19 protein-coding genes are annotated in these 23,941 nt (G+C 70.0%); 4 read left to right on the top strand and 15 right to left on the bottom strand.

Features of this window, described 5'->3' with window-relative positions:
- Positions 1–2: 2 nt before the first annotated feature.
- A complete protein-coding gene (locus LXT21_RS36585; RefSeq protein ID WP_254042872.1) occupies positions 3–1,316 on the bottom strand; it encodes a hypothetical protein in 1,314 nt (437 codons plus the stop codon).
- Positions 1,317–1,594: 278 nt separating this feature from the next.
- Here LXT21_RS36585 and LXT21_RS36580 point away from each other — a divergent pair, with 278 nt between their 5' ends.
- Entirely contained in the window at positions 1,595–2,263 is a 669-nt protein-coding gene (locus LXT21_RS36580; protein ID WP_254042871.1) for a class I SAM-dependent methyltransferase, read from the top strand.
- Between the two features lie 21 nt (positions 2,264–2,284).
- Here LXT21_RS36580 and LXT21_RS36575 read toward each other — a convergent pair whose 3' ends face one another.
- Genes LXT21_RS36575 through LXT21_RS36545 form a run of 7 tightly spaced genes read right to left on the bottom strand, consistent with a single transcriptional unit; the run spans position 2,285 to position 9,874 of the window.
- Complete coding sequence (locus LXT21_RS36575) at positions 2,285–3,283, bottom strand: cysteine synthase A (RefSeq protein WP_254042870.1); 999 nt, start codon at positions 3,281–3,283, stop codon at positions 2,285–2,287.
- Between the two features lie 57 nt (positions 3,284–3,340).
- A complete protein-coding gene (locus LXT21_RS36570; RefSeq protein WP_254042869.1) occupies positions 3,341–4,573 on the bottom strand; it encodes an ABC transporter permease in 1,233 nt (410 codons plus the stop codon).
- A gap of 4 nt (positions 4,574–4,577) precedes the next feature.
- A complete protein-coding gene (locus tag LXT21_RS36565) occupies positions 4,578–5,816 on the bottom strand; it encodes an ABC transporter permease (protein WP_254042868.1) in 1,239 nt (412 codons plus the stop codon).
- Positions 5,813–6,568, bottom strand: coding sequence for an ABC transporter ATP-binding protein (locus tag LXT21_RS36560; RefSeq protein ID WP_254042867.1), 756 nt, complete (start codon positions 6,566–6,568; stop codon positions 5,813–5,815). The genes LXT21_RS36565 and LXT21_RS36560 overlap by 4 nt, the downstream gene beginning before the upstream one ends.
- A complete protein-coding gene (locus LXT21_RS36555; RefSeq protein WP_254042866.1) occupies positions 6,565–7,830 on the bottom strand; it encodes an efflux RND transporter periplasmic adaptor subunit in 1,266 nt (421 codons plus the stop codon). The genes LXT21_RS36560 and LXT21_RS36555 overlap by 4 nt, the downstream gene beginning before the upstream one ends.
- On the bottom strand, positions 7,827–9,170 hold the full coding sequence (locus tag LXT21_RS36550; RefSeq protein WP_254042865.1) for a TolC family protein: 1,344 nt from the start codon (positions 9,168–9,170) through the stop codon (positions 7,827–7,829). The genes LXT21_RS36555 and LXT21_RS36550 overlap by 4 nt, the downstream gene beginning before the upstream one ends.
- On the bottom strand, positions 9,167–9,874 hold the full coding sequence (locus tag LXT21_RS36545; RefSeq protein ID WP_254042864.1) for a YIP1 family protein: 708 nt from the start codon (positions 9,872–9,874) through the stop codon (positions 9,167–9,169). Before LXT21_RS36545 ends, LXT21_RS36550 begins: the two co-directional genes overlap by 4 nt.
- A gap of 229 nt (positions 9,875–10,103) precedes the next feature.
- Between LXT21_RS36545 and LXT21_RS36540 the strand changes: the two genes are divergently transcribed.
- Together LXT21_RS36540 and LXT21_RS45030 are read left to right on the top strand one after the other, a co-directional pair.
- Complete coding sequence (locus LXT21_RS36540) at positions 10,104–12,683, top strand: AAA family ATPase (RefSeq protein ID WP_254042863.1); 2,580 nt, start codon at positions 10,104–10,106, stop codon at positions 12,681–12,683.
- Entirely contained in the window at positions 12,680–13,927 is a 1,248-nt protein-coding gene (locus LXT21_RS45030; RefSeq protein ID WP_256572290.1) for a Rossmann-like and DUF2520 domain-containing protein, read from the top strand. The genes LXT21_RS36540 and LXT21_RS45030 overlap by 4 nt, the downstream gene beginning before the upstream one ends.
- On the opposite strand, the gene LXT21_RS36530 is transcribed toward LXT21_RS45030, so the two are convergent.
- Positions 13,920–15,236 (bottom strand): hypothetical protein, encoded by a 1,317-nt coding sequence (locus tag LXT21_RS36530; protein WP_254042862.1) that lies wholly within the window; start codon positions 15,234–15,236, stop codon positions 13,920–13,922. The two genes, LXT21_RS45030 and LXT21_RS36530, sit on opposite strands and share 8 nt — an antisense overlap.
- A 223-nt stretch (positions 15,237–15,459) precedes the next feature.
- Between LXT21_RS36530 and LXT21_RS36525 the strand changes: the two genes are divergently transcribed.
- Complete coding sequence (locus LXT21_RS36525; RefSeq protein WP_254042861.1) at positions 15,460–18,681, top strand: hypothetical protein; 3,222 nt, start codon at positions 15,460–15,462, stop codon at positions 18,679–18,681.
- On the opposite strand, the gene LXT21_RS36520 is transcribed toward LXT21_RS36525, so the two are convergent.
- The 6 genes from LXT21_RS36520 to LXT21_RS36495 form a co-directional block, all read right to left on the bottom strand.
- Positions 18,678–19,259, bottom strand: a complete 582-nt coding sequence (locus tag LXT21_RS36520) for a hypothetical protein (RefSeq protein WP_254042860.1) — start codon at positions 19,257–19,259, stop codon at positions 18,678–18,680. The two genes, LXT21_RS36525 and LXT21_RS36520, sit on opposite strands and share 4 nt — an antisense overlap.
- 50 nt (positions 19,260–19,309) lie before the next feature.
- Positions 19,310–19,870, bottom strand: a complete 561-nt coding sequence (nadD, locus tag LXT21_RS36515; RefSeq protein WP_323395469.1) for a nicotinate (nicotinamide) nucleotide adenylyltransferase — start codon at positions 19,868–19,870, stop codon at positions 19,310–19,312.
- 14 nt (positions 19,871–19,884) lie between these two features.
- On the bottom strand, positions 19,885–20,556 hold the full coding sequence (locus LXT21_RS36510; protein ID WP_254042859.1) for a hypothetical protein: 672 nt from the start codon (positions 20,554–20,556) through the stop codon (positions 19,885–19,887).
- Between the two features lie 16 nt (positions 20,557–20,572).
- Complete coding sequence (locus LXT21_RS36505; RefSeq protein WP_254042858.1) at positions 20,573–21,754, bottom strand: exo-beta-N-acetylmuramidase NamZ family protein; 1,182 nt, start codon at positions 21,752–21,754, stop codon at positions 20,573–20,575.
- Between the two features lie 39 nt (positions 21,755–21,793).
- Positions 21,794–23,119 (bottom strand): adenylate/guanylate cyclase domain-containing protein, encoded by a 1,326-nt coding sequence (locus tag LXT21_RS36500; protein ID WP_254042857.1) that lies wholly within the window; start codon positions 23,117–23,119, stop codon positions 21,794–21,796.
- A 65-nt stretch (positions 23,120–23,184) separates the two neighbouring features.
- Positions 23,185–23,925 (bottom strand): tetratricopeptide repeat protein, encoded by a 741-nt coding sequence (locus LXT21_RS36495; RefSeq protein ID WP_254042856.1) that lies wholly within the window; start codon positions 23,923–23,925, stop codon positions 23,185–23,187.
- Positions 23,926–23,941 lie beyond the last annotated feature (16 nt).

Raw genomic sequence — 23,941 nt, 5'->3', positions numbered from 1 at the left:
GCTCAGCTCGCTTCCGGGGTGACAGGGGTGGACACGGGGGCCGCGCTCGGGGCCGCGCCGGGATGGGACCAATCCGACAGGAACGCGCGCACGCTCGCGCGGGTGGAGAGCACCATCAGCCCGAGCAGGCCCGCGAGGATCTCCAGCGTGTAGATGAGGCCCGTGTAGCCCTCGAGGATGACCGCGCCGGTGGGCACCAGCAGCGTGGCGGCCCACAGACCCGCGAGCACCGACGTGCGCTCCTTCGGGAACAGCCACCGCGCATACGCCACCACCGCCGCGCCCAGGCCCAGCGCGCTCACGGCATAGGCCGCGTAGAAGTTCATGAAGGCCGCCAGGTACGCGAGCAGCACGAAGAAGAAGCCGTACACGGCCGCGAGCAGATACGACTCATGCAGCGCGAGCTGCCGCTTGTGCCTCAAGCCCAGCGCCGCGAGCAGCGCCACCAGCACCAGGAACGGCACCCACGCGCGCCCCGCCATCCGCGACACCATGGAGTCGAACGTCTTCTCCGACGGGAGGATGACGCCCAGGTTGACGCCGGACTCGAGCGACTGGAACGCCCAGTCCAGCGTGACGGTGTCGCTGCCCGCCTGCACCGACGACGCGGACAGCACGCCCGCCGGATAGTCGTAGTTGTCCCCACCCTCGACGGCCAGGTGCACGCGCACGTCGCGCGCGGAGAGCGCCGGGTCCAGCTTGTAGATGAACGAGTCGAGCCCCCGCGCGCGGTAGCGGATGACGAAGCGGGCCGTGGCCCCCTTGGCGATGCGGCCCGTCCAGACGAGCCGGTTGCCGGACTCGCCCAGGTCCAGGCTGGCCTCCTTCCCGTCCACCAGGAACTGGAGCTCCGACAGGAGCACCTGCGACTTGTCCATCTCCATGGGGAAGATGAACGCCACGTCGATGTCGTGGCCCTCGCGGTTGACCACCGCGTACTCCGCGCCCAGGTTGAAGTCGAAGCCGGAGAAGTAGCGCAGGCCGCGCTTGCGGTAGTTCATCTTCGCCAGCACCTCCACGTGCTGACGGTCGAACGCCAACGGCTTGAGCTCGGTGAAGATGGTGCCGCTGTGCACGTAGCGCAGTGACGGCGCGGGCTGCACCACGGGCGCGCCCCATCGGTCCTCCACCCCGGCCGCCAGCTCCGAGTTCGCGAAGTCCGTCCGCCCCGCCACCTGACCGGCAATCACCGCGGTGGCGAAGACGACGATGAGCAGACTGCCGAAGACGTGGTGGGCGACGAGCCACCGGAACGCCCCGCGGATGGGGCCATCGGACGTCCTCGGAGCACGAGGCGGAAAGGCAGGAGGATTCATGCGCCCAGACTCGTCCTCCGCCGTGCAACGCGGATGGCCTGGCCGTGCGCTTCCCGAGGAATGTTCGTGCGGATTTCGTGCAAGCCCTCGTCACAGGGGCCCGAGGTGAGTGCGCATCGACCCGCACGCGCCGAACGCGGATGAGCACACCTCACGACGGAGTCTTCCTGGACCGCACCGGCCGTCCCGACTGTGACTTTCCGCGCCCGTCGCGTGCGCCGCGCCCGTCGCCGTCACAAAGTTGTCAGGCCCCCCAGGAAGCGGCTCAAATCCAGGAAATGGAGAGAGTCGAGGAGATCTACCAGGGCTTCGTGGTCGATCATCAGCTCGAGCGAGCGGGCCTCTTCGAGGTGCTCCGCGAGCGCTACGTGGCGGTGGACACGGTGCTGTACCCGGGGTGCTTCGTGCACATCACCCCGTCGTTCTTCTTCCAGCACGTCGTCTACGTGGACCGCAACGACCTGGCGCAGGGCTTCTTCGCGAACAAGGACGGCGTGCTGCGGAAGATCAGCTCGCGGCAGCAGTACGCGCAGAAGGCCTACGTGCGCTTCGTCGCGCAGGACTTCACGCAGCCCATCCCCATCCTGGACGAGAGCTTCGACCTGGTGCTCTCGCTCTACGCCGGAGGCATCTCTCGCGCGTGCGGGAAGTACCTGAAGGTGGGCGGCCTCCTGGTGACGAATGATCACCACGGCGACGCGGCCGACGCCGCGGCCGAGGAGAACCTGTCGCTCGTCGCGGTGGTGAAGGAGCTGCGCGGCAAGTTCACCTTCGTCGACCAGGAGCTCGACACATACCTGGTCCCCCGTCAGGCCACGCGAGGGCCACGCGTGCCACGCGCCGAGGGCCGTCCCGAGTGGACGCGGCACGCGGACTACTACGTGTTCCGCAAGACGCACCCGGGCCCTTCGTCGCAGGAACCCGGGCGCTTCTCCGCGCCGCACTGAGCGCGCACGGGGACACGCGCCTCAGCGGGCGTCGGTGGGCAGCGGCTTCACCTGGAGCTGCTTGGACGCGAGGAACTCCGCGTTGAAGACCTTGGACGCGTAGCGGCTGCCGTGATCACACAGGAAGGTGACGATGCGCAGGCCCGTGCCCGCGTGCTGGCGCGCGATGTCGTACGCGGCGCGCACGTTGAGCGCGGCGGAGGTGCCCACCACCAGCGCGTCCTCGCGGGCCAGGTGGTAGAGCATGTCGAGCATCTCCGCGTCGCCCAGCCGCATCGCCTCGTCCACGCGCGCGGCCTGGAAGTTGGCGGTGATGCGCATGATGCCGATGCCCTCGGTGATGGAGGAGCCCGACGCCTCCAGCTTCCCCTCGCGCACGTAGCAATAGAGCCCCGAGCCCGCGGGGTCCACGAGCACCACGCGCACGGCGGGGTTCTTCTCCTTGAGGAAGCGGCTGACGCCGGACAGCGTCCCGCCGCTGCCCACGGAGGCGACGAGCACGTCCACGCGGCCCTCGCACTGCTCCCAGATTTCGGGCCCGGTCGTCTCGTAGTGGAAGTCGCCGTTGGCCGTGTTCTCGAACTGGTTGGCCCAGAACCAGCCGTGCGCCTCCGACAGCGCGCGGGCCTGATGGAAGAAGTGGGCCGGGTTGGCGAAGGGCACGGGCGGCACCTTGCGGACCTCCACGCCCATGGCCTCCAGGTACTCGTACTTCTCGCGCGCCTGGTTGTCCGGCATCGTCACCACGACGCGGTAGCCGCGCTCGCGGCCGAGCAGCCCCAGGCCGATGCCCGTGTTGCCCGCGGTGCCCTCGACGATGGTGCCGCCGGGCTTCAAGAGCCCCTGCTCCTCCGCGCGGCGAATCATCCCCTTGGCGGCGCGGTCCTTGATGCTGCCGCCGGGGTTCATGAACTCCGCCTTGCCCAGGATGTCGCAGCCGGTGACGCGGCTGAGCGAGCCGATGCGAAGCAGCGGGGTGTTGCCGACCGAGTCCCACAGCGAACCGATGCGAGGCGCCATGCCCCCTCCCCTAATGGAGTCCGGGGAGGGAGGCAACCGGCCAGGTCCGCCGCGCGGCTACTCGTTGCGCATCGCCTCGACGGGGTCCAGCTTCGCGGCGCGGGCGGCCGGATAGATTCCGAACAACAGCCCCACCCCGCAGCTCATCGACAGCGCCAGCGCCACGGCCCACGGCGGCACGGACATGGGGAAGCCCACCATCCAGTCGCCCAGGAACACCAGCCCGAAGCCCAGCCCCACGCCCATGGCGCCGCCCATCAGCGCCAGCAGCACCGCCTCCGTGGCGAACTGCCCCAGGATGCGCCGCCGCTTCGCGCCCAGCGCCTTGCGCACGCCAATCTCCCGCGTGCGCTCCATCACCGACACCAACATGATGTTCAGGATGCCGATGCCGCCCACCACCAGCGACAGGAAGCACACGCCCACGCCGGCGATGGTGATGACCTGCGAGAGCTGGTTGAACGACGCCGTCACCGACTCGTTGGTGTGCAGCTCGAAGTCGTTGGCCTCGTCCGGCGCCAGGTTGTGCCGGCGGCGCATCAGCGTGGCGACCTCGTCCTGCGCCTTGCGGAACAGGCCGGGGTCCTTCGCCTGGATGTCGACGTCCAGCGAGCGCTCCTTGCCGTAGAGCTGCTGGAACACACGCAGCGGGATGATGGCCTGGTTGTCCAGGCTCACCATGCCCAGGAAGCTGCCGCGCCGCTGGAGCACGCCAATCACCCGGAACGGCCGGCCCTTCAGGCGGACCTCGAAGCCCACCGGGTCGATGCCGGGGAACAGCTCGTCCGCCACGTCCAGGCCCAGGATGATGACGTTGCGGCCGTCCAGCCCCTCCACCTCGTTGAAGAAGCGGCCGGACTGCACGGACAGCCCGCTCACCGTCGGGTACGTCGTGGACGCGCCCATGATGCGCACCGCGGGCCGCGTCTCCTTGCTCACCGTGGACACCTTCTGGCCGCCCTGGTCGTCCGAGGGCGCCACCAGCCCCACCGACGGACAGAACTGCTCGAGCGCGCGCACGTCCTCCATGCCCATGTCCGGGCGCTTGGCGAACTTGGCCCAGTTGAAGCGGCCGAAGCCGCCCGCGGGCCACTTGGTGAGCTGGAAGGTGTGCGCGCCCAGGCGGCCCAGATCCCGGTTCACCTTGGTGCGCAGGCCCTCGATGAGCCCCATCATGGTGATGACCGTGGCCACGCCGATGACGATGCCCAGCAGCGTCAACAGCGAGCGCAGCGGGTTGCCCAGGAACGTGCCCAGCGCCAGCCGGAGGTTGTCGAAGAAGGCTCGCATCGGCTCACTCGTACCGGAGGGCTTCCACCGGGTCCAGGCTCGCCGCGCGCGCCGCCGGCCAGATTCCGAACAGCAGGCCCACCAGCGCCGCGAAGAACACCCCGCCCAGGATGGTGCCCGTCTGCACATCCGCCGCCAGCGGCGTGATCAAGGACACCACCTTGGCCGTCCCCAGCCCCACCGTGGTCCCCAACAGGCCACCCACCGCGGACACGCTGGCCGCCTCCATCAGGAACTGCACCACGATGGTGCGCTTGCGCGCCCCCAGCGCGCGCCGCACGCCGATCTCCCGCGTCCGCTCGCGCACCGACACCAGCATGATGTTCATGATGCCGATGCCGCCCACGAGCAGGGTAATCAGGCCCACGCCCACCGCGACGCCGTACAGCGCCCCCGTGAGCTGCGCGTACGTCTGCGCCATGGCCTCCGGCTTGTTGATGTTGAAGTCGTCCGGCTCGCCCGGCGTCGTGCCGCGGATGCGCCGGAGGATGCCGATGAGCTGGTCCTCGGCCGCGCGCACCTGGCCCGCGTCCGCCACCGCCATGGCGATCTCGAACGGGCGGCCCTTGCCGAAGCTGCTGTAGAAGGTCTTGAAGGGGATGATGACGAGCAGGTCCATGCTCTCGTTCACCACCTTGCCCTTGCGGCTGAGCGTGCCCACCACCTGGAAGGAGCGGTTGTCCACGCGGATGGTGCGCCCCACCGGGCTGATGCCTGGGAACAGCCGGTCCGCCACGTCCGCGCCCAGCACCGCCACCGGCCGCGTCACCTCTTCATCCGCCTCCGTGAGGAAGCGGCCGTTGGTGATGTCGAACCCGGAGATGCTCAGGTACTCGTGGTTGACGCCCTGGATGCGCACCGTGGACATCTGCTCGCTGGCGTACGACACGTCCGCCAACCGCGACACCGACGGCGACATCGCGCTGATGAAGGGCGCCATGGCGCGCAGCCGCTGCACCTGGTCGAGCGTGAAGTTCTTGCGCCCGCGGTACTTCCACCAGTCGCCCTTGATGATCATCGGGTACTTGCTCACATAGAGCGTGTTCGCCCCGAAGCTCGCGAGCTGCCGGTGGAAGGACGTGTTGAGGCCCTGGATGATGCCGACGATGGCCAGCAGCGTGGCCACGCCGATGCCGATGCCCATCGTCGTCAGCACGGTGCGCAGGCGATTGGCGCGCAGCGAGAACAGCGCGATGCGCGCGCCCTCCAGGACGTCCACCCGGAAACCCGCCCAGCGCTTCATGCGCCCCCCGCAGCGATCGCCGCGGCGTTGCCCAGCGCCACCTCGCGCCCCGGCCCGTCCGCGACGATCTCACCGTCGCTCAGCCGGATGGCCCTCGGACACCGGGCCGCGAGCTTCGGCTCGTGCGTGACGAGCACCAGCGTGTGGCCGGCCTGGTGCAGCTGCTCGAACAGCCGGACGATCTCCTCGCCCGTGGCCGAGTCCAGGTTTCCCGTGGGCTCGTCCGCCAGCAGCATGGACGGCTCGGACACCAGCGCGCGGGCGATGGCCACGCGCTGACGCTGACCGCCCGACAGCTCGTTGGGCCGGTGGTGCATGCGGTGCGTGAGCTGCACCTTGTCCAACGCCGCCTTCGCCCGCTCCCGCCGCTCCTTCGCGGGCATGCCGCGGTACACCAGCGGCAGCTCCACGTTGGCTAGCGCCGTCTCCTTCGGCAGCAGCTGGAACGTCTGGAAGATGAAGCCGATCTCCACGTTGCGGATGACGGCCAGCTCGTCGTCGCTCATGCGCGACACGTCCTTGCCGTTGAGCATGTAGCGGCCGCTGGAAGGCGTATCCAGGCAGCCCAGCACGTTCATCATCGTGCTCTTGCCGGAGCCGGACTGACCGATGATGGCAATCCACTCGCCCCGGCCCACGCCGAAGGTGACGCCTCGCAGCGCCCGCACCTCCTCGCCACCGACGTGGAAGACGCGGGTGATGTTGTCCACCTGGATGAGCCGGCCCTCGCCGGCGCCGCTGCCGTGGCTCACGACTTCCGCCCGCCCTTCATGCCGCCCGGACCGCCCTGCTCGGGCTCCTGCACGTTGTCCCCGTGGTTGAGCTCCTTCGACAGCGTGCGGTAGGGGCCCTCCACCACGCGGTCGCCATCGTTCAGCCCGGAGAGGATCTCCAGCTCCGTGTCGGACGCGATGCCCGTCTGCACCCGCCGCACCTGCGCCTTGTTCGCCGCGTCCACCACGAAGACCACCTTGGCCAGCGACTCGGTGCGCCGCGCCTTGAGCCCGCCACCCTCGATGGGCTCCTTGTAATCGGGCAGCGTGCGCTCCGCACGCACGGTGACGGCCTGGATGGGCACCAGGACGACGTCGTTGCGCGTCTCCGCGGAGATGCGAGCCTCCGCGCTCATGCCCGGCAGCACGCCCGGCGGCCGCATGTCCAGCGCCACCGTGACGGGGAAGCTGGTCACCTCGGCCTCCGTGCCCTCGTTCTTGATGAGCGCCTTCTGGGCGATCTCCACGACGGAGCCCGCGAAGGTCTGCCCCTCCAGCGCGTCCAGCGTCACGTCCGCGGGCTGGCCCGGCTTGAGGTGCACCACCTCGTGCTCACCCACCTCGAACTTCACCTCCATGGCGGACAGCGCCGCGATGGTCATCACCACGTCCTCGGCCAGCTCCGAGCCACGCACGCGCTCACCCACCTCGCGCGACAGCTCGATGACGTTGCCGTCGATGGGCGAGAACATCGTCGTGCGCGACAGGTCCGTCTGCGCCTGCTCCACGACGGCGACGTTGCGCGCGAGCAGCTGCTTCGAGGACGCGAGCCGGGCCTCCGCCGTGTTCTTGCCCGCCTTGGCGATGTCCAGCTCGGCGCCGGACGCCAGGCCCTTGGTCACCAGTCCCTCCACCCGCCCCAGCTCCTGCGTGGTGCGGCTGAGCTCCACCTCCGCCACCTGGGCGTCGGCGCGCGCCGCGTTCTGCGAGGCCATGGCCTGCTTGAGCGCCGCCTCGTACACGCGCCGATCGATGCGGGCCAGCACCTGACCCTTCTTCACCGCGTCGCCATCCTTGACGAGCAGCTCCACCAGGTCTCCGGAGAGGCTGGAGGAGATCTTCACCGTCGTGGCCGCCTGCACCTTGCCCGCGCCGGTGATGGTGCGGGTGATGGTGCCCTTGCGAGCCTTGGCGATCTGCACCTCCTGGGACGGCGGGGGACGCTCCTTCAGGCCTCCCGCCGTGATGGCCGCGGCACCGAGGAACAGCGCACCGGCGATCACACCCTTCCACCACTTCATTTCGTCTCTCCCGGGCTCATCAGGGCGCCCATGGCCCGCATCAAGGTGAAGCGGGCGATTTCGACATCGATTCTGTTTTCCAACAAGCTGAGCTCCGCCTGCGTGAGGCTGAGCTGCGCGTCACGGACCTCCAGCGTGGACCCCGCACCGGCCTTGAAGCGCTCCTCGGCCAGGTTGAGTCCCTGGACGGCGGCCTCGCGGTTCTCCGAGGACAGCCGGGCGGCGACGATCTGCGCCTCCAGCGACTGGTGCGCGGTGCGCACCTCGGCCTCGATCTCCCGCGCGGACTGCGCCAGCTGGAGCTGGGCCTTGCGGACGTTGGCCTCGGCCCGCTTGGTCTGCGCGGGGGTGAGGAAGCCGTTGAAGACGTTCCAGTCCAGGTTGATGCGGCCGATGAAGTTGTTCTGCAGGCGCGGCTCGGTGAAGACCTGGCCGGCGTCCGGACCCTGGCGGGTGTAGACGCCCTGGGCCGTCAGCTTCGGGATGTAGTCCGCGCGGGCGATGGCGCGCTCCAGCTCCGCCGCGCTCACCCGCGCCTCCAGCGCCTTGAGCAGCGGGCGCTGCTCACGGGCCACGCTGATGGCCTGCTCGATGGTGGGCGCGGGGCCGGGCTCCGACTGGAGCACGCCCGGGTCCACCGCCTCCACGGGCTCGGTGCCCGGACGCGTCAGCCACACCGCGAGCTGGCCCTGGTCCGTGACCAGCTGGCTGAGCGACTGGACGAAGGAGATGCGGTCATTGCCCAGGTTCACCAGGGCGGAGATCTCCTCGACCTTGCCCACGCGGCCCGCCAGGAACAGGGCGCGGGCGCGCTCGAGCTGCTCCTCGCTGCGCTTGACGGTGGCGTCCAGCACCTGGCGGGTGGACTGGGTGCGGAAGAGCGTGAAGAAGCGACGGATGGCCTCCAGCTCCGCGGTGTCCGCCTCCTCCTTGGCCTGGCTCGCCTGCGCGTCGCGCAGCACCCCGGCCTGCTCGAGCTGCTTCCAGACCGCGCGGTCGTAGATGCTCTGGCTGATGACGGCGCCCAGGTCGTAGTCGCCCGTGGAGGTGGGCTTGGACTCGACGGAGATCTGCACGAACTCGCCGGGGTTGTTCACGTCCGGCACCAGGTCGAACGTCTGCCGGCGGCCGAGCCAACGCTTGCCCACGAAGCCGTTGACGGAGAGCTGGGGCAACAGCGCGGAGCGGCGGATGTTCACGTCCTGCTGGCTGACCTCCAGGTCCTGGAGCGCCGTGAGCGCGGTGGTGCTCTGGCGGCCCTCCTCGCGGGCCTGCTGCAGGGTGATGGGCGTGGGCGCGGGGGACGCGGACAGGAGCGTCGCGACGATGAGGGCGTTCATTGGCCACCTCCCGCCGAGCCGGGCAAGCCCACCATCATGATGCCCGCGAACATCGCGTAGAGCGCCAGGGACAACAGCAGCGCTCGGCCGCGGGGCATGCCGGTGGCGGCGGAGAAGCCCAGGCCGAGCAGCGCGGTGCTCCAGAGGTTGAAGAAGTCCACGGTGGAGGCGACGCGCGCCATCTTGGGGCTCAGCCCGTCCATGAACGCCCCCAGGTGCGACGGCACCAGTTGGAGGACGCGCGAGACGGAGACGGTGTGCTGCGCCGCGAGACAGCCGGCGAGGATGAGGTGGTAGAGCGCGATGGGCAAGAGCGCGATGGCCGCCACCGACATCAGCTTCTCGAAGTGGACGGGCCGGTCGAACAGCCAGGACACGACCCAGAGCATGGCGGCCAGCAGCAGCGCCATGAACGGCATCACGAAGACGCCCTTGGCGATGCCGCCCACCAGCGCCTTGCGGGACGCGGTCTGGATCTTGTCGCTCAGGTCCGCCTCGGAGATGGTCGACATCTCCCCGGAGGCCTGCAGCTCACGGATGACATCCGGGGTCGCGTCCCAGCGAAGGGAAAACAGCGTCCCGGAGGCGGACACGCAGAGGGCGAGGATGAGGAGGGGCCAGACCCAACGGCGGGCTTCGACGGCGGCGGGCGTCCCCTCGACAGGGTCGATGAAGACGCGCACGGGTTGGACGAGTGAGGTCATAAGGTGGGTGGTCTCGGAGGGAAGTACGGCGATCCCCCTCAGGCAATTGCTCGGCCAGTCGAAATTCCGCGGTGAACGGGCAGCCAGCCGGCCGAATTCCATCCGCATGGAAGGTCGGGCGGCTTTCTACTTCAAGGATTCCGCAGACCTGTAGCAACCTGTTGCGGAAATTTTGCCGCCGGGATCGAGAGGGTGTATTCCGCTCGGCTGCACGTCTGCCGGAGCTCGAATGGTCGAAAGCACGGATCTCGCCCAGGTCCTTCAAGAAGCCAACGACATTGCCCGGAGCGTGGCCCAGAAGCTTACCTCGGCCCACGTGCTCCTGGCGCTGTTCACGGTGGAGAACCGAGCGCAGCTGCTCCTGAAGGAGCGGGGCGTGGACGAGGATGCCCTCCTCCAACTGCTCACCGCGGCGCCCGCCGAGCACGATGGCCTGGTCCGCGAGCTGAGGGAGAAGGCCCGTGAAATCGCGGTCAGCTGCGGCTCCACGGAGGCGGACTGCCTGCACCTGCTCATCGCGGTGACGCGGGTGCGCTGCGGGGCCCAGGAGCTGCTGATGCACGCGGGCCTGGATCTGGCGACGCTGCGCACCACGGCGGTCTCCTACTTCGTGAGCGGGCGGATGCCGCGCAAGCTCCAGCCGGGGCGCACGCACGTCACCACCTCGCGGCCCGCGTCCAGCCGACCGCTCGGGGCGCCCCCGTCCCCCCTGCCCTTCTCCGCCGTGGCGGTGAGCCTGCCGCGTCCGACGCCGGTCGCGCCGCCGAAGCCTCCTCCCCCCGCCCCCCCGCGCGCGACGACGCCCGCCCTGTCCCCTCGCGACCTCATCGACGTGGACCACGAGCCGCCGGCGAAGGCCGCGCCGCCGCCCCCGGCTCCCGCTCCGACCGCGCGCGTCACGCCCACCGTGACGCCCCCGGCACCGACGTCGGCGCCCGTGGCGCGTCCGACGCCGCCTCCTCCGGCGCCTGCCCCCGTGGCCCGTCCCGCGCAGGCCGCTGCGGCGGTGGCGAAGGGCCCCTCGATGGCGCTGGACCCCAAGGCGTTCCCGCTGCTGACGTCGCTGGGCCGCAACCTGAGTCAGGCGGCCCGCGAGGGGAAGCTGGACCCGGTGGTGGGCCGCGCGCGGGAAATCGAGGAGGTCATCGACGTCCTCGGCAAGCGCCGGACGAACAACCCGTGCCTGCTGGGTGAGGCGGGCGTGGGCAAGACGGCGGTGGTGGAGGGCGTGGCGCAGCGGCTGTTGGGGCTGCGTGGCGGGCTGGCGGAGAAGGTGTTGGTGGAGCTGGACATGGCCTCGCTGGTGGCGGGCACCCAGCTTCGCGGCTCGTTCTCCGAGAAGCTCAACGCGTTGAAGGAAGAGGTCCGCCGCGCCGAGGGGCGCGTGATGGTCTTCATCGACGAAATCCACACGCTGGTGGGCGCGGGCTCCACGGGCGACGGTCCGCAGGACGCGGCCAACGAGCTGAAGACGGCGATGGCGCGGGGCGAGTTCCCGTGCATCGGCGCGACGACGCACGACGAGTACCGCAAGTTCATCAGCGCGGACCCGGCGCTCGAGCGGCGCTTCACGGCGGTGGTGGTGCACGAGCCGTCGGTGCCGGAGACAGTGGAGATCCTCCGCGGCATCATCGGCCGGTACGAGGAGCACCACGCGCTGCGCTATCGGCCGGAGGCGCTGGAGGCCGCGGCGTCGCTGGCGAGCCGCTACGTGACGGACCGGTTCATGCCGGACAAGGCCATCTCGGTGGTGGACCTGGCGGGGAGCCGCTGCCACCGCGAGGGGCGTGACGTGGTGGAGCCGTCGGACGTGGCGCGGGTGGTGGCGAAGCTCGCGGGCGTTCCGGAAGAGCGGCTGTTGATGAACGACTCGGCGCGGCTGCTCCGGCTGGAGCAGGACCTGGGCGAGCGGGTCATCGGTCACGAGGAGGCGATTGCGCGCATCGCGCGGGTCATCCGTCGCAACTACGCGGGCTTCGCGTCGCGGCGTCCCATGGGCAGCTTCCTGTTCCTGGGCCCCACGGGCGTGGGCAAGACGGAGATGGCGCGCGGGCTGGCGGAGGTGCTCTTCGGCAACCGCGACGCGCTGGTGCGGTTGGACATGAGCGAGATGTCGGAGGCGCACGGGGTGTCGCGCCTCATCGGCTCGCCCGCGGGCTACGTGGGCCATGGCGAAGGTGGCCAGCTCACGGAGCCGGTGCGTCGGCGTCCCTCGTCCGTGGTGGTGCTGGACGAAATCGAGAAGGCGCACCGCGAGGTGCAGATGCTGCTGCTCCAGGTCCTCGAGGAGGGGCGGCTGACGGACGGCAAGGGTCGGCACATCGACTTCTCGAACACCGTCATCGTGCTGACGACGAACCTGGGCGCGGAGGCGTTCTCGCGCACGGGTCGTCCGCTGGGCTTCGGGCAGGAGAGCTCGGGCGCGGCGACCGCGCTGGAGCACGCGGCGTCGGCGGCGCGTCGGGCGCTTCCGCCGGAGTTGTGGAACCGCATCGATGAGCGGCTCCCCTTCCGTCCGCTGGAGGAGGAGGAGGTCGCCCGCATCGCGACGCTGCTGCTGGAGGAGAGCAGCAAGCGGCTGTCGACCGAGCGCGGCATCGAATACGTGGCGGGCGACGACGTGGTGGGGCACCTGCTGAAGTCGGGCGGCTTCGACCCGCAGCTCGGCGCGCGTCCCATGCGGCAGATGGTGCAGCGGCTGGTGGAAGGACCGTTGGCCGAGCGCATCCTTTCCGGTGAGTTCGGCGCGGGAGACCGCGTGCGCGTCGCGCTCCACGCCGGACAGCTCGCGTTCCAGCGGGAGCGATGAGCCCCCGCGACTCGCGGAAGCGAAGTGCCCCGGGGAAGGAATCCTCCCGGGGCCGCGCGACCGCGAAGCGCCCCGCATCCGACAGCACCGGGCGCGCAGCGACTCCACGGGAAGGCGCCTCGGCGAACCGCGAGGGCAGCACCGCGAAGCGCGCGCCCCCCCTCAGCGCCACGCAGACGAAGGCAGCACCGAGGCGCCCCTTCGCGAACCGCGATCCTGGCGGCACCACGAGGCAGTCCGTCTCCCCCAGCGCCGAGCCGACGAAGGCCGCACCAGGGCGCCCCTTCGCGAACCGCACCACCACCCCTTCCGCGAAGCCCCGTATCGCCGCCAGCATCCATCACGCACAGCCCACGCGACAGGGTATCTCCGCGCCCGGCAGCGCCGCGAGCGCACCGGCACCACGCGCCACTCGCTCAACGAAGCGGCCCCGTGTCGTCATCGTCGGAACAGGTCGCCTCGGCGGAGCCCTCGGGCTCGCGCTGAGCGCAACGGGCTGGCCCGTGACGCTCCACTCTCGCGGCGACGAGGGACGCAAGCGAACCGAAGCGCTCGGCCTGAAAGCCTCGACTCTCGAAGACCTGCGGCGCGCTCGACTCGTGCTCCTCTGCGTCCCGGATGCGGAGGTCCCCCGCGTCGCGGAAGAGCTCGCCAGCACCCTGCCCCGCTCCGTCGCTCTCGTGCACACGGCCGGCGCACTGTCGCTCGAAGCGCTTGGCGAGCCGCGAGGCCGCGCCCTCGGCTCGTTCCATCCGCTCTGCGCCGTGTCCTCCGCGCGCGACTCGCTCGCCGGCCACACCGCGTCCATCAGCACGCGCTCCAACCCCCTGCGCGAAGTGCTGCGACACATGGCCCGCGACGTGATGCTCGAGGCCATCGAGGTCCCCGAGGCCCACCGCGCCGCCTACCACGCGGGCGCGGTGATGAGCGCGGGGCTCGTCGTGGCGCTCGCCGACGCGGCCGTCGCGGCGCTCGGCACCGCGGGAATTCCACCCGACTCAGCACTCCGCGCCCTGCTGCCCCTGATGCGCTCCGCCCTGAGAGGCATGGAAGCGCGGGGCCTCGCGGGGGGGCTCACCGGGCCCATCGTGCGGGGTGACGCGGGCGTGGTCGGCGCGCACCTGGAGGCGCTCCCGGACGACATCGCCCCCATCTACCGACTGCTGTCGCGGCGCGCGCTGAAGCTCGTCTCGGAGAGACTCAGCCCCGAATCGCGCGCCGCGCTGGAGAAGCGGCTCAGGTGATGATGAGCGAGCCCTGAAGGCCCTTGCGCACCGAACCCAGGGCGCGCTCGGAGGCGGCCTCGGCCTCGGTGAGACGACGCAGGCACAGCTCGCCCTTGCCCTCTCCCACGCCGCGCTTCAGGTCCGACAGCAGCGTGAGCGACGCCTGGAGCATCTCCTTGCCCTGCGGCGTGTCGTTGACCGGCTTGCCCGCGGCCGCCGCCACCGTGTCGCCGAACGTCTTGATGCTCGTCCCGAGCTTTTGTGGGTCGAAGCTGGCCAGCAGCGGCTTGATGCGAGTGGGGTCGATGCGGATGAGCCGCAGCGCGCCCACCCGAGCGAAGCCCGGGTGCAGCAGGCCGATGTCGCTCATCTCGAACGCGCCCAGCAGGCCCTCGTCCGGAGCGCTGTGCGCGTGCGGCACCACGTCCACGAACAGCGGCAGCGGGTCCGCGCCGTTGCGGAACAGCTCCAGCTCCTCGTCATCCAGCGGCGGGAACGTGGTCGGCGCGCCGATGAACAGCAACGGCAGGACGATGTCGTGCCAGAAGTCCTCGGGCGCGGAGCCCGTGCCGTTCACCGTGGCGAACAGGTGCACCATCAGCTCCGCCAGACGCGGCGCGCGCTCGGCCTGCTCGATGAGCGACTTGCTGGGGTCCAACCGCTGCAGGGACTGGACGATCTGCCCCTCGAACTGCTGGCGAGCCTCGGCCGGCAGGTCCTGCGCGCGGCCCAGGGCGGCGCGCACGTCGCGAGCGAGCACGTCCGGCTTCGTCTCCAGCGCCGTCTTCGCCTTCGCCGGGTCCACCACCACGAACTGCAGGAAGCCCGGGTCGAACAGCCGCTGGTAGTCCACCGGCGTCAGCTTGGGGGCCTGGCCACCCAGCGCCTGGGCCGGGTTGGTGCCGAAGCGGGCCTGGCCCAGCGAACGGCGGATGTCCCCCGCCAGGTCGTCCAGCCGGCTCAGCTTGTTCTGACCCAGTGCGTCCATCGCCGCGCCGAACGGCGACAGCATGATGATGGCCTCGGGGAAGCCCAGCGTCGCGCCCTCGGGCGAGTCCCGGTTGGGGAACCAGAACGCCTGGTGCTCCATGATGAGGCGCATGGCGAAGGCGCCGGCCAGACCCAGGGCCAGCGTCTGGTGCTCGGGCTGGTTCACCTGGAACGGGCCACCGAGGACCTTCGCGACGGCCTTCTCCACATCTCCCCAGGGCGCCTTGATCAGGTCGATCGGCTTGCCCTCGGCCTTCTCGAGGGCCGCGGCAACCTGGAGCTGCGCCTGGTGGACATGCTGGGGAACAGGATGCGCCTGGGTATCCGGTTGGGACATGGAGGAATCCGAAATCGTAAGGGAAGCGGAGGGCCTCCCCTTACCGTGAAAAACGCGTTCGTGGCTACGAATTGTGGCCAGTAGGATGGCTCCTATGCCTGCTACCCGCCGGCCCCTCCGCTGGCACTCCTGGGTCGTCTGTCTCCTGCTGACATGCTGGGGGTGCGCTTCCGTCACACCCCGTTTTCCCCAAGACATCCAGACGTCCTTCGCGCGCGACTCGATGCGGAAGCTGACGACGGAGTCCCTGGAGCTCTATTACCCGGAACACCTGCGAGCCCCCGCGCTGCGCATGGCGGCGAGGCTGGAGGGCTGCGTCGAACGGCTGCGCAGCCACACCGTGCGCCAGAAGCCGAGGGACAAGGTCCTCGTCTACATGACGAGCGCGGACTTCAACAACGCGTACGTCGTGCCCGACTACGCCAGCGTCCCCCAGCAGATGGTGATGCCGGCGCACATGACGCTGGAGCTGTTCCACCTCTTCGGGCTGGGCGAGGTGGACGTGGGCGACGTGGCCTGTCACGAGGCCGTGCACTACGTACAGCTCCAGCAGGCGGACGGGCTCTGGGGGTTCCTCAACGCCTTCACGGGCGGCCTGTTCCAACCCAACACCTTCACGGAGTCGTGGTTCCTGGAGGGGCTGGCCACGTACTACGAGGGCCGCTTCGGCAAGGACACGGGGCGCCCGCATAGCCCGGTGTGGCGCGGCTGGTTCGACTCGGTGGTACAGGCGCGTGACGGCAAGATGGACCCGGGGTTCCTGTCGCCGGAGAACCGCGCGATGGATCCGTTTGGTGGCAACTACCTGACGGGCATGCACTTCGTGGAGTACCTGGCCTCGCAGTACGGCGAGGAGAAGCTCTGGAAGCTGGTGGATGACCAGGGCAGCACCATCATCCCGCCCATCGCGGTGACGCTGCGCTTCAAGCGCGTGTACGGCCGGGACATCGGCTCGCTGTTCGCCGAGTTCACGAAGAACCTGCACGAGCAGCTCATCGTCCGCGAGCGACCTCCGACGCAGACGGTGTGGCAGCGCGACGCGGGCTACTTCTCGCGGCTCGCCTCGCATCCGGCCTCGGGGACGACGGCGTTGGTGAGCGTGGGGCGCACGGAGTACTCGCGGCTGACGGTGCACGAAGCGGATGGACGCGTGCGCTTCGAGCGGCCGTTGGTGGAGCTGCTGCCCTTCCGTCGCTGGGTGCTGGGGACGTCCACGCTGGTCAGCGGCATGTCGTTCAGCACGGATGGCGCGTGGCTGTACCTGGTCATGGCGGACCTGAACGCGGTGGGCGCATACGAGGCGAAGCTGTGGCGCGTGGATGCGCGCTCGGGCGACGTGGTGCGCGTCTGGGATGGCCTGAAGGGCATGGGCGGGAGCATCACCCCGGACGGCAAGGCGTATGTCTATGTCCACATCGAGGGAGACACCGCCAACTTGCGGCGGCTGGAGTTGGAGACCGGGAAGCAGCAGGCGCTCACGAACCTCGAGGCGAGCGCTCCGGTGGGGCCGCCCACCGTGTCGCCGGATGGGAAGCGCATCGTGTTCCCGCTCGGGGGAAGCCAGGGCTGGGACCTGGTGGTGCGCGAGGAGGACGGGAGCCTGCGCTGGCTGACGCGGGATGGTCAGTTCAATTACTCGCCGCGATGGCTGGACGACGAGCGCATCGTGTTCCTGCGCGAGCACGAGACGCGCCTCCAGGCGCACGTGATGAACGTCGACACACGCGCGTTCGAGCGCCTCACCGACGCGCCCTTCCTGGTGCTGGACGTGAATCCCGTGGGCACGAAGGAGGTGACGTTCCTGAACAGGGATGGCATCGCGTTCACCATCGACCACGCGCCCGTGGTGGACATCCCCGAGCGACAGGCCGCGGCGAGTCCCGTCGAAGCACCTCCACCCGTCCCCACGGCGACGACGTCCTCCCATGCCGAGGCGACGTCGGAGGATTCGCCGATGAGCCCGCCTCCGCTCACGGCGGCGCCTTCCGGAGCGTCGCCCTCGGAACAGGACGCCGCGTCACCGACGCCGAGCCGCGATGAATTCGCGGGGTTCCCCGAAACGCCCACCGAGGGCACTTCACCGTCAACTCCCACGAACGACGTCGCGTCGGGTCCAGACGCGGCGAATGCCTCGGGAACGAGCGCGCCTGGCGCCCAGGCCCAGAGCCCCACGGGCACCGAGCCACCGCCGAGCGACTTCGCACCAGCGCCCTTCCCCGCCACGCCCGACGCCCCACTCGCGGAGACCCTCCCCACGCCCCCGCCCATCGCGGTGCCGCCTTCGACGGTGCCCGTCGCGGACCTGGGAGATCTGGATGCCCCCGTGGTCGCGCCGCCGCCGGACCCAGGCAAGGCCATCACGGTCCTCAGCGATGAGCCCTACTCGACGCTCGAGGGCTTCCTCATCCCCGAGTTCCGACTGCCCTACCTGTGGCTCGCCACCGAGAGCGAGGACTCGGACGACTTCATCTTCAGCGGCGGCCTCGCGCTGGCGGGACAAGACAGGCTCGGCTTCCACGCCTACGCGCTGTCGCTCGCCTACAGCACGCAGGACAAGGAGCCGAACGTCGCGCTCGCGTACGGCAACGCACAGCTCGCGCCCTGGTATCTGCAGGCCTCCGTCTCACGTCTGCGAGAGAACGAGCGCACGGACCTGCAGGCCCTGGCCTACGCGTCGCGCACGTTCTGGACGACGCCCGTGACGATTGGCGTGCTCGCGCTGCGCCGCGAGTACGACGCCGTGGGCCGCTTCCCCGGGCTCGTCACGCGCCTCATCGGCCCGGAGGTCTCCACGGCCTACTTCGCGGGCGATGCGACGTCCTACGGCGGTCTCCAACGCGGACTCGGCATCAACCTGAGCGCCGCCATCTATCCGGGCGCCTTCGCGCTGGACTCGACGGTGGGTGACTTGCGCGTGGGCCTGGACGCGTTCCTCGCGGGCTTCTTCCGCGGGCGAGACCACATCCAGCTCTCCGGGGTGGGCCGCTATCTGCCCGGCGCGCCCGAGGGCCTGCTGGAGGTCGGTGGTCTCACCGCGGGACAGACCTGGTACAGCAGTCGCCGCTCGACGGAGACGCGCGCCCTGCCCCTCCAGCTCCAGCCCGGAGTCGCCTTCAGCGAGTACGTGCGCGGCTACGAGGACATCACCCTGCGCGCGAAGAACGCGATGGTCGGCACGGCCACCTATCGCTACCGCATGCCCATCGACTACGGCTGGGCCTCCACGCTGTGGCTGTTCCCGTCCCTCTTCGTGAGCAACTTCCAGCTCGAGGTCTTCGGGACGCTGGCGCGCACGGACAACCGGGACAACCACGGCGCCTTCGGCACGGCGCTGTCGGTCCAATCCACCATCGGCCAGTCGGTGCCCTTCTCCATCTTCTACCAGTTCTCCCGTCGCTACGACGATGGACTGGGAGACCTGCACCTCGTGGGGTTCGGCCTCTAATCGCGGAAGTGTGACTCCGCCACGGACGCGCCCCAGCAGCACGCGTCCTCGCCCTCTTCACCCGCCGGGAGTGACGTGTGCAGTGGGGCGCCCGCCTTCACGTCCGTGAAGTAGAAGAGATTGCGAGGCACCAGGACGAGGGCACGCTCACCCCGACGCGTGCGCAGGGTGAGCTGTCCGAGCGTCGGCGCGGCCAGGTCCGCGGCGCCCTCCGGGAAGAACGTCTCCTGCGTCGGAGGATCGAACGCGGCGCCCTGGCTGCAACCGCCGTCCTCCGAGAAGACCTCCACCTCGCGCACCTGGCAGCCCGGCCCCGCCTCGAAGCGGAACACCGCCTGCAACCGGGTGTAGTAGCAGTCAGGGGTGCCGCAGTCCGCGCTGTGGACATCCGCCATCACCGACAGGCGCACGTCGTTTCCCGGAAGGGACTCCACCATGCCGCCGCGCCCGAAGCGCTCGAACAACGAGGACTTCGAGCAGTCGGAGGACGACGAAGGCTTCACGTCCACGGCACGCGACGCGCAGTTCGGCAGACACAGGAGGAACACGAGGGAGCTCAGGACACGCGTCAGCGACATACCCCCGTCATATCAAGCACGGGCCCTGATTCCCTGCGGACCGCCGCGTCCTACCGAGCGCGTCCCAGCCCGTACAACCCCGCCGCGCGGGCATGGGCCAACACCCCCGAGGGCACCAGGTCCGAGGGCTCCGTCCCCCGTGCCAGCAGCTCACGAATCTCGGTGGAGGAAACCTCCGCCAGCGGAGGCCCCACGGTATTCGGCGCCGGATAGCCCGCGCGATACAGCACCAGCACGCGCGACAGCGCCTCGATGCGGTGGAAGTCCTTCCAATGCGGCAGGTCCCTCAGGATGTCGCTGCCGATGATGATGGACCAGCGCACGTCCGGATGACGCGCGACCAGCAGCTCGAGCGTGTCCACCGTGCGCCCCGTCAGCCCTGGCTCGCTCTCGATGCGCGTCGTCCTGAGCCAACCCGAGGTCTCCCGACACATCGCCTCGCACATCGCGATGCGGTGCTCGAAGTCCTCCATCTGCTTGCCGAACGGGTGCTGCCAGGACGGCATCAGCCACACCTGGTCCACGCCCTGCGTCGCGTGCACGTACGAGGCGGCCATCAGGTGCCCCACGTGCGGCGGGTTGAACGAGCCTCCAAGCAGCGCGACCTGCACGTCAGGGCCTCACATCACTTCAAGGTCAGCTTCGGGGACTTCTTGTCCAGCGTCAGCACGTGGGGCTCCAGCACCACGTGGCCATCCAGCCGGTACGCGGAGAAGCGCAGCTCCCGGTCCACCCGGTCCAACAGCGCGCACGTCTGCTCGGCCGCGCCCACCAACCGCCCCGGCGTCAGGAAGTAGCGCGGACCAATCTGCACCACCTTGGGCTCCGGGTCCTTGCCGTGGATGAACACCAGCGCGTTGAGCAGGTCCTCCCGCGTCAGGTCGTTCTTGTCGTGCACCACGCAGCACAACGTGTCGCCCAACAGGTCCATCGCCTTGTTGTTGATGGAGGGGTCCCGATACTGGAGCGAGTCCCGCTCGGGCACCCGAACGAAGCGCTCCACCACCAGCCGACGGTCCTCCTCGGAGGCCACATCCGCGGGCGCCTCGCCTCGCGACGGCGTACGGGGCAGCGCGTCCTGGCTGCCCAACCACTGGCTCACGTCCGCCAGGAAGTCCGCGTCCGAGTACTCACGGCCGCCGCGCGACTTCTGGCGGCGCCAGAGCAACCACTCGTCCAGGTCCGTGTAGCGCGCGCCCGTGAACAGGAACCGCCGCGCCCCCAGGGAGCGCAGCAGCTCATAGGCCGCATCGAAGGCTTGAAGGTCGCCGTGGCTGTCGGAGAAGACACCAATCACGTGGAAGGTCCCACGCTCAAGCGTACAGCAGGTAGGGCTCCCTGTGCCGGGCGAAGCGCTCGGTTTGGGCCTGGAACCCCTCCATCAGCCGGTCCAGGCTCCACCCCTCCAGGATGCCCTGGCGCACCTGGTCCGTCCCGCACAGCAGGTCGAACGCGGGCACGTCCTCGACGAACTCGTACGCGTCCGCCCGCCAGTCGAACTTCCCCGGGCCGATGTCGTGCAGCGCCTGGAAGATGGCCACGCCCGTGCGCAGCGACTGGAAGGTCCGCCGGTCCGTGACGTGGATGAAGGCCCCGTTGCAGGACTCGCCCCGGTACTTGTCGAACGTCGGCGTGAAGCCCACCGCGCGGAAGGCCACGCCCGGCAGCTGCTCCCTCGCGAGCCGCGCCAGCAGCGCGTCCGTGTCCACCCAGGGCGCGCCGAACTGCTCGAACGGGCGACACGTCCCGCGCCCCTCGGAGACATTGGTGCCCTCGCCCAGGCACATGCCCGGGTACACCAGCGCCGTGTCCGGCGTGGGCATGTTGGGCGACGGCGAGATGAACGGCAGGCCCGTCTCGGACCAGAACTGCTCGCGGCGCCAGCCCTCGCACGCCACCACCGTCAGCTCACAGCCGAAGCCCTCCTGCGCGTTGAACAACCGCGCCAGCTCCCCCGCCGTCATGCCGTGGCGGTTGGGCAGCGCGTACAGGCCCACGAAGGAGCGGTAGCCCTCGCCCACCAGGTTGCCCTCCATCGCCACGCCGTTGAGCGGGTTGGGCCGGTCCAGCACGTAGAAGGGCACGCCCGCCTTCGCCGCCACCTTCATGGCCAGGGCCATCGTGTAGACGTAGGTGTAGTAGCGGCTGCCCACGTCCTGGATGTCGAACACGAGCGCATCCAGGCCCTCGAGCCACTCGGCGCGCGGGGACAGCGACTCGAAGGTGGAACCGTAGAGGCTGTACACGGGCACGCCGGTGCGCCGGTCCTTCGCCTCATCCACGGCGACCATGTACTGCGCCTCGCCGCGCACGCCGTGCTCGGGGCCGAACAGCGCCGCCAGCGTCACGCCTGGGGCCTGGGACAGCAGGTCCGCCAGGTGCCGGAAGCGCGCATCCACGCTGGTGGGATTGACGATGGCGCCCACGCGCTTGCCCTTCAGCGCGGAGAAGCCCTGCTCCACCCAGACATCCAGTCCCGTCTTCACCTTCGTCACGGTGATTCCTTCCTCGCGCGAGCCCACCCGGGCCCGTGCCTAATCCTTGAAGACCTTGAGCGCGCTCTCCGCATACGCCCGGGAGTCACACTTCCCCATGCCCAGGAAGCCGCCCGAGCCATCATCCGGGCCGCCATCCTCGGAGAGGTCCTGCAGCGCCGACACCGCGCGGGTCAGCTTGTGCGAACGCACCGCGTCCACCGCGGCCACGCGCACGTTGCAAGTCGGATGCGACAGCAACTCGATGATGCGCTTCTCCGCGTCCCGGTGGCCCGCCTTCGCCGAGCGCCCGTAGTCCTCGAGCGAGCGACGCGTGTTCTCCATCGCCTCGTCCAGTCGCCCCTGCAGGTAGAGCCGCCTGCCCGTATCCTGCTCCTCCGCGATGACCTTGCGCGCCTCCTTCACCAGCGGGTCGCGCTCCGACTTGGGCGACCGCTCCACCGCGGAGATGGCCCGCATCGCAGGTCCTCCGCCGTGCGCCACCAGGCCCACGCCCGCCACCGACACCGCCAGCAGCACGCAGCCCGCGACCACCAGCGCCCGGCGATGAGACGTCAGCGCCCGCAGCACACCCGAGACGCCGCCCACCCTCTCCAGCCGGGAGGAGGCCTGTCGCCCCAGCCCCACCGCCTGCTGCCCCAACACCACCGCGTGCTGCCCCAGCACCGCCGCGCCCGCCGCGGCCTTCTGCCCCAGCGCCGCCGCCTTCACCCCGAGCTGCTGCAGCTCTCCACCGGGCGCGTCCAGCGCGGCCTCCGGTACGCGAGACAGGGCCAGGTTGCCGTAGGGCGGAATCGACTCGGTGCCCGGCGCCTCGGCGATGGCGCCCGCGGACGGCGCCTCCACCCGGTACGGCGCGCGCGGCACCTGGAAGACGCGAATCTTTCCGGGGATGCCCTTGAGCTCGAAGGCGCCCACCTCGCGCGCGGGCACCTCGGCCCGGTTCATCGCGAGATAGACGGCCTCGGTGAAGTACACCTCGCCCGCCTCGGCCAGCCCCTCCACGCGCGCGGCGATGTTCACCGGCTCGCCGAAGATGTCGTTGCCGTCCAGGCGCACCTCGCCCACGTTGATGGCGAAGCGCACGTGGAGCTGGTCCGCCTCCGGCGACACCCGGTTGTGGTGCCACAGCCGGTCCTGGATGGCGACGCCGCTGAGCACCGCCTGGGTGGGCGACTCGAAGGTGACGAGCAACGCGTCACCGATGGACTTGATGATGCGGCCACCGAACGCCTTGAAGAGCGGCGACAGCAGGGCGCCGTGGATGCGCAGCAGCCGCTGGTTCTCCTCCAGCGTCTGCCGACTGGTCCGCTCGGTGAAGCCCTTGATGTCGGTGAAGACGATGGCGAGGTTGGCGGTCTTCAAAGCGCGCGCAGTCTATGCGCCACGCTCTCGGGTGCAATCGCCACGACGCATCGCGACGTCGACCGTCAGCGACGCGACGGCTTGAGTGCTCGCATGCGCCGCTTCTCCTGCGGCTCCATGGACTTGCGCACCTTCGCCGCGAGCTGGGGTCGCTCCGTGCGCTCATAGAAGTCGGCCAGTCGCCGGAGCACCAACGGGCTGTCCGGCTGGAAGCTCCTCGCCGCCAATAGCTCCGTCTCCGCGTCCAACAGCCGCTCCTGCTTCTCCAACACGTCCGCCAGCTGCAGGCGCACCTGCACCCACTCGGGCTTGGCGCGGGCCAGGTAGCGGTAGTGGAGCTCCGCCTTGAGCAAATCCCCCAGGGACACCCACAGGCCCCCGAGCCGGAAGCGGGCCTCCTCGTAGGAGCCCCGGTGCTGCACCGCCGTCTCGTAGGCGCGGGCCGCCTGCATCGGGTTGCCGCGCTCCTCCCAGATGAGCCCCCGCAGGTACCAGGCGCGGGGGTTGGTGGGGGCCTCGCGGGTGGCGACCTCCAGGTGGGCGTCGGCCTGCTCCAGCGAGCCACCCAGCTTCAGCAGCAGCCGGGCCGCCTCCATCCGTGGCAACTCCCAACGGGGCTGGCTAAGAACCAGGGCCTCCACGGCCTGGAGCGCGGCGGCGTCGTCTCCACCCGCCTCCAGGGCGAGCGCGTCCGACAGTGTGCCGGGCGAAGGGGCGGTGGCCGGGGTTCGCGCCCCCGTCAGGGCGGATGACTGTGCGGCGTCAGAGGCGCCCGCCAGGCACGCCACCAGGATGACCCAGTGCATGCGCGGCTGATAGCAG

The sequence above is a fragment of the Myxococcus guangdongensis genome, from assembly GCF_024198255.1.
GTDB lineage: Bacteria > Myxococcota > Myxococcia > Myxococcales > Myxococcaceae > Myxococcus > Myxococcus guangdongensis.
The sequence above is the reverse complement of the archived record's forward strand: the minus strand, read 5'-3'. Positions and strand labels throughout refer to the sequence as shown.